The sequence below is a fragment of the Chryseobacterium sp. JV558 genome, from assembly GCF_033712365.1.
Classification (GTDB): domain Bacteria; phylum Bacteroidota; class Bacteroidia; order Flavobacteriales; family Weeksellaceae; genus Chryseobacterium.
Map to the genome: position 1 here is coordinate 1 of NZ_WJHU01000017.1, position 5,498 is coordinate 5,498.

The 5,498-nt window shown below is 37.2% G+C and carries 2 protein-coding genes; both read right to left on the reverse strand.

Translation table 11 applies throughout. The annotated features are described in order from the left end of the window. Positions 1-1,582: condensation domain-containing protein (locus tag GFU89_RS23145; RefSeq protein ID WP_318849371.1), on the reverse strand; the 1,582-nt coding region annotated here is incomplete at its 3' end. A gap of 36 nt (positions 1,583-1,618) precedes the next feature. Continuing rightward, a partial coding sequence (locus tag GFU89_RS23150; RefSeq protein WP_318849372.1) for an amino acid adenylation domain-containing protein occupies positions 1,619-5,498 on the reverse strand: 3,880 nt, incomplete at its 5' end.

Consider the following 5,498-nt stretch of genomic DNA (forward strand, 5'->3'; position numbering starts at 1 on the left):
GACAAATTGTTCTTGTATCATTGAAAGACTCTATTAATTCATTTTTTTCCTGTTGGGTCAAATAATCCAAGTCCTTTATTTTTAGAGAACTATCCGAAACCACTGAAGCAATCAGGTTCTCTAAATGTAATGCCATGCGTTTTATAGTCTCTTCCTTAAATAAAGCAGTGGCATATTCAAAACCAAAAAGGACGATTCCCTGCTCTGTTGCACTTCCTGCTAAAGTAAGATCAAACTTGGATGTGACATGATTATACATCACTTCATTGATACCTGAATTTTCTACTACCTGTTCTGTTTTTTCTGTTTTTTCCGTATTTTGAACAACAAAAAGTGCCTGAACTAAAGGGTTTCTGCTTAAATCTCTCTCTATTTCAAGAAAATCAATGATGCTTTCGATTGGAAAATCCTGATGTGAATAGGCCTCTAATGCCGTTTGCTTTACTTGGTAGAGCAGCTCGTCAAAAGTCTGATCAGATTCAACCCTGTCTCGCAATACCAGGGTATTTACAAAAAAGCCTATCAAGCCAAACAATTCCTCCTGCTCCCTGTTGGCTATCGGAGTTCCTACGCTAATGTCCTCCTGTCCTGTATATTTGTAAAGCAAAATCTTGAAAACACTAAGCAAAAGCATAAAAAGTGTCACATCTTTCTCTTTACACAGTTGAAGCAAGCTGCCGCTGAGTTCTTTCGAAAGCTGAAAATCATAACTCGCCCCTTCTACAGACTGGATGGCCGGGCGTGTGTAATCTATCGGCAGCTCTAACAGCTGCAAGCCGTCTAGCTTTTCTTTCCAGTATGACAATTTGCTTTCAAGAAGTTTCCCTGACAAATACGAACGTTGCCAGATACTGTAATCAGCATACTGGATCAGCAGTTTTGGCAAATCGATAGGAGTATTCATCAGAATACTCCTGTAAATATATTTAAACTCCCTTATTAATATTGGCATAGACCATCCGTCTGAAGCTATATGGTGCATGACCAGGATCAAAATATGGTGGTCTTTTGCTTTTGAATACACACTGCACCTGAGCATATAATCTTTTGAAAGATCAAAAGGCCTGGCTATTTCATCGGCTATAAAAGCCTCCAATTCCGATTCGGGGATGTTTGCCGTGATGTGTTTTAGCTTAAAGCCGTTTGCTGGAATGATTTCCTGGTAGGCAACACCCTGCTGGTCTTTAAAAACTGTTCTTAACGCCTCGTGCCTGCGAATTACATAAGTAAATGACTTTTCCAAAACATCAAAATCAAATTCCATTTTCAACTCCATTACAATTGGAATGTGATAGCCTATGCTTCCCTGCAACTTATCTAAAAACCACAACCGTTCCTGAGAAAAAGACAACGGTATGAACTCGGGATAATCCTGTTTTGGTATAGAAAATTTTGATTCTGAATTGGCGCTTGTTTTTATGAATGAAATAAGATTGTCCTTATTGTTTTTTATCAATTCTAATATCTCGTTAGAGATCGTATAATTTTTATCTTTTTTAATGCCTAACTTTCCATTTTCAACAAATAATTCAACTTTTATTGTTTTTAATGTTTTTATTAAATCAATTAATTCGTTTGTCATCTATAATTTTTTTAGATCGATTTATTTTTATCAGGATTAGAAGAACAGCACGTCCTTTTCATTATCATCATCCACAACCTCTTGTTTATCAATGAGTAATCCTAAATATTCTGCTATATTTTTCACATCATTCAATTTAAAGATCACGGATACGTTCAAATCCAAATTGAATCTTTTAACTATTATCGCTTTAAGTCTTATGACCAGTAATGAGTTTCCTCCCAAATCGAAGAAATTATCATGGATACCTATTTGCTCTATGTCTAATAATTCCTGCCAGATCTCAACCAGAATTTTCTCCATAGGTGTCTGCGGGGCAGCATATTGCTTTTTTTGGTAAGCTGCCGCATCAGGCATTGGCAATGCCTTGCGATCTATTTTGCCATTGACCATTAAAGCAAAGCATTCCATATGCATGTATATTTTAGGAATCATATATTCAGGCAATGTTATCTTTAAATGGTTTTTCAGCTCTTCGATATCAAAAGCCTGGTCTGAAACATAATAGGCAACAAGCTGCCGCTCTGAGCCGCCTGATCCCAAGGCAAGCACTACCGATTGACGAATGCCTTCAACCGTGTCGAGTTGTGAGGCGATTTCCCCGAGTTCGATCCGGTAACCCCGGATCTTCACCTGATCGTCTTTCCTACCGATGAATTCTATTCCCTCCTCTGGAAGCCACTTAGCCAAATCGCCGGTTTTGTATAAGCCTTCGCCTTCTTTAAACGGATGGGCGATAAACTTTTCTTTAGTCAGCTCAGGGCGGTTCAGATAACCTCTCGATAAGCCTTTGCCACCAATATACAATTCTCCCACAACTCCTTTTGGAACCAGTTTTAATTCCGGGTCAAGGATATACACATCAGTATTGGCTATCGGTTTTCCAATGCTGTTTACACCATCTTCTATAGCTGTAATCGTAGACCAGATCGTTGTTTCCGTAGGACCATATAAGTTCCAGCAACCTGTGCTATTTTTCAATAAATAGGCCTTCAGGTCTTTTGATAAATATTCACCACCGCATAAGATCTTAAGATCAAAATCGCACGACCAGTCTACTTCTTTTAAAATTTGCCATCTTGACGGTGTGCATTGAATCACATTGGGTTTGTACTCATCAATTTTAGAAACTAATTGATTGGCATCTTCCAAATCTTCGTCTTTAATTAATATCAGCTCCCCTCCTAGTATCAAAGGAATAAAATATTCAAGCAAAGATATGTCAAACGTCGATGATGTAATATTCAACAGCCGTACAGAAATATCTTTAAATATACTCGATTCAATGCTCTTTAAAAAGTTGTATAAATTGCCATGCTCGATCATGACTCCTTTAGGCTTGCCTGTAGTTCCTGATGTGTAAATTACATAAGCTAGCTGGTCTTCAGTAATTTCCTGGCCTAAAGGTAGTTTTGAAGCATTTTCCCACAGCGCTTGTTCTGTATCCAAAGCTATCGCACGGACTTTTTGGCCTGAGAGCAAGCCTGATTTTTGTTTCTGCTGGGTTAGAATTATCGTAGCCGAACAATCCTCCAATATCGTTTCTATGCGCGACTCAGGATAATTCGGATCAACCGGAACATATGCACCACCAGCTTTCAGTATTGCCAAAATACCTATGATCAGCTCCGTAGAGCGTTCAAAACAAATAGGAACAAGGGTTTCTTTTGTAACGCCCAGCGAGGTCAAATAATATGCAAGCTGGTTAGATTTTTCGTTGAGTTCCTGATAGGTTAATTGCGATCCTTCGAAAACCAGAGCCCTATGCCCAGGCGTGGCTGCAGCTTGTTTTTCGAAAAGGCTTACTACCGATTCTCCTTCAGGATAACTGACTTTGGTATCGTTGAAAGTTTCAAGGAGTTCCTTCCGATCTTCTACAGAAATCAATATTTCATTTGTCAACTGGCTTTCCGGGCTATTAATATATGCTTTTAAGAAATTATCCAGGTATATTTTCAAATCATCCAATGTCTGGCCCGATCTCAGAAACCTTCCTTGAGTCAGTGATACTGACAAGACATTTGAAGTAACGCTCACGGCAAAATCTAAATAAGTATTTGTTTTATCAAAGCTTTCTAATGCTAAGTTATTACTGTTTGCATTTTCGCTATTTTCAAATTTATCACTAATATTATGAAAATCCACATAATTGTATAAAACATCAAAAAACGGATTTGCATGGTAATGCTCAAGATGTAATTTAGATATTTCTACCAATGAAAAGCGGTCCCTTCCTTTTAATTTTTCTAGTTTTGTATCAACATATTTTAAAAATGTTCTTAGGGTCTGCATGATATCGGATTCTAATTGCAATCTGAAAGGAACTGTATTCAGGAAACAACCAAGTAGTTTGTCTCCGTCCTCTTCTATTGGCCTTCTGTTGGATACTAATCCGATTGTAATATCATTACTCACAGAAAGCATCTTCAAGATATATAAATATCCCGCAAAAAATAATGTTTTAAGACTAATTTTATCAGATTTGCATTGCTCTAAAAGTGTATTATAAAAAGGAATCGAATATACATATTCTAATTGATCATAATGCACTTCATTACTTAAAATATCCAGCCTTTTATAATCAGCCAATTCCTCTTTCCAATAGGCAATATGATGCTGGTTTTTAGATTCGATAAAGTCTGAAACTATACTGTCTTTTAGACCAACTGAAAGTGGTAAAAGCTCATAATTCAAATCCTTTTCCAGTTGTGAATAGGTATTTAATAATTCAACCCTGAAATTTTTATCAGACCATCCGTCCAAAATAGCATGATGGAACTGAAATACCAAAACATTTTTTTTCTCTGCAATTTTTATGATATGAAGGCGAAAAAGAGAAGGTAAATCCATCTGAAACGGATTATTTTCGCGCTCTTCTTTTAAGAATTTATAGATGTATTCTTTTTGTTCATCCGGTGGCAAAGTGCTAATATCATTGTCATGAATTGTAACTTTTACTGTGTCATGGATAAATTGTACAGGAATACTGTAGTCATATAAATTAAATGACGTACGTAATATTTCATGTTTTGCGATCAATAATCTTAAAGCTTGGGTCATTATGTCCAAGTTAACCGGGCCAAGCTCCAATACCATTTGATCATGATAAATTCCTTTTTCTCCTTCTTCTCTCATGAGCTCCGAAGTAGCCACCATTCCCAGTTGAATGTCGCTCATCGGCAGTACTTTCATCCCTATGGCATTTTCGTGTTTTTCTATAAGAAATACTTCGGTATTCAAATCTTCCAGTTTTTTTTCAATCAGGGACAAAACCAGGTTTTCCGATTCTTCCAATATCAGGTCTTTAGCGTTGATCAATATAGACAATCCACTTATCGTAGGATTTTTATAAAAATTAACTACCTCTATTTTTTTTGAAAACTGCTTTTTGATTGGAGATATCAAACGGATTATTTTAATTGAATCACCACCTAAGTCGAAAAAATTATCATTTACACCTATTTTTTCCTGCGGAATCGACAGCACTTCGCTCCAGATCTCAACCAGAATCTTCTCTGCAGTCGTAACAGGAGCTTTATATTCAGTTCCTGTATCAAGCTCCAGATGGGAAATTAAAGCCAATGCTTTTCTGTCTACCTTTCCGTTAGAAGTCAATGGAAGTTCATCCAGTTGCGAATAATATCCCGGAATCATATACGAAGGTAGACGTTCTGATAAATAAGATCGTAGTTCACGAACATTGATAAAATCATCACTGGTATAATATCCTATCAGTTCCCTGGAACCCTCAGTATCACCATAAGCAATCACAACGGCATTATTTATCTTATCGTGGGAAAGAAGCCCGAGCACAACATCATCAAGCTCGATACGGTAACCACGGATCTTTACCTGGTCATCGTTCCTGCCCATGAACTCAACATAACCCTGGTAGTTCCACCTGCCCAAATCACCT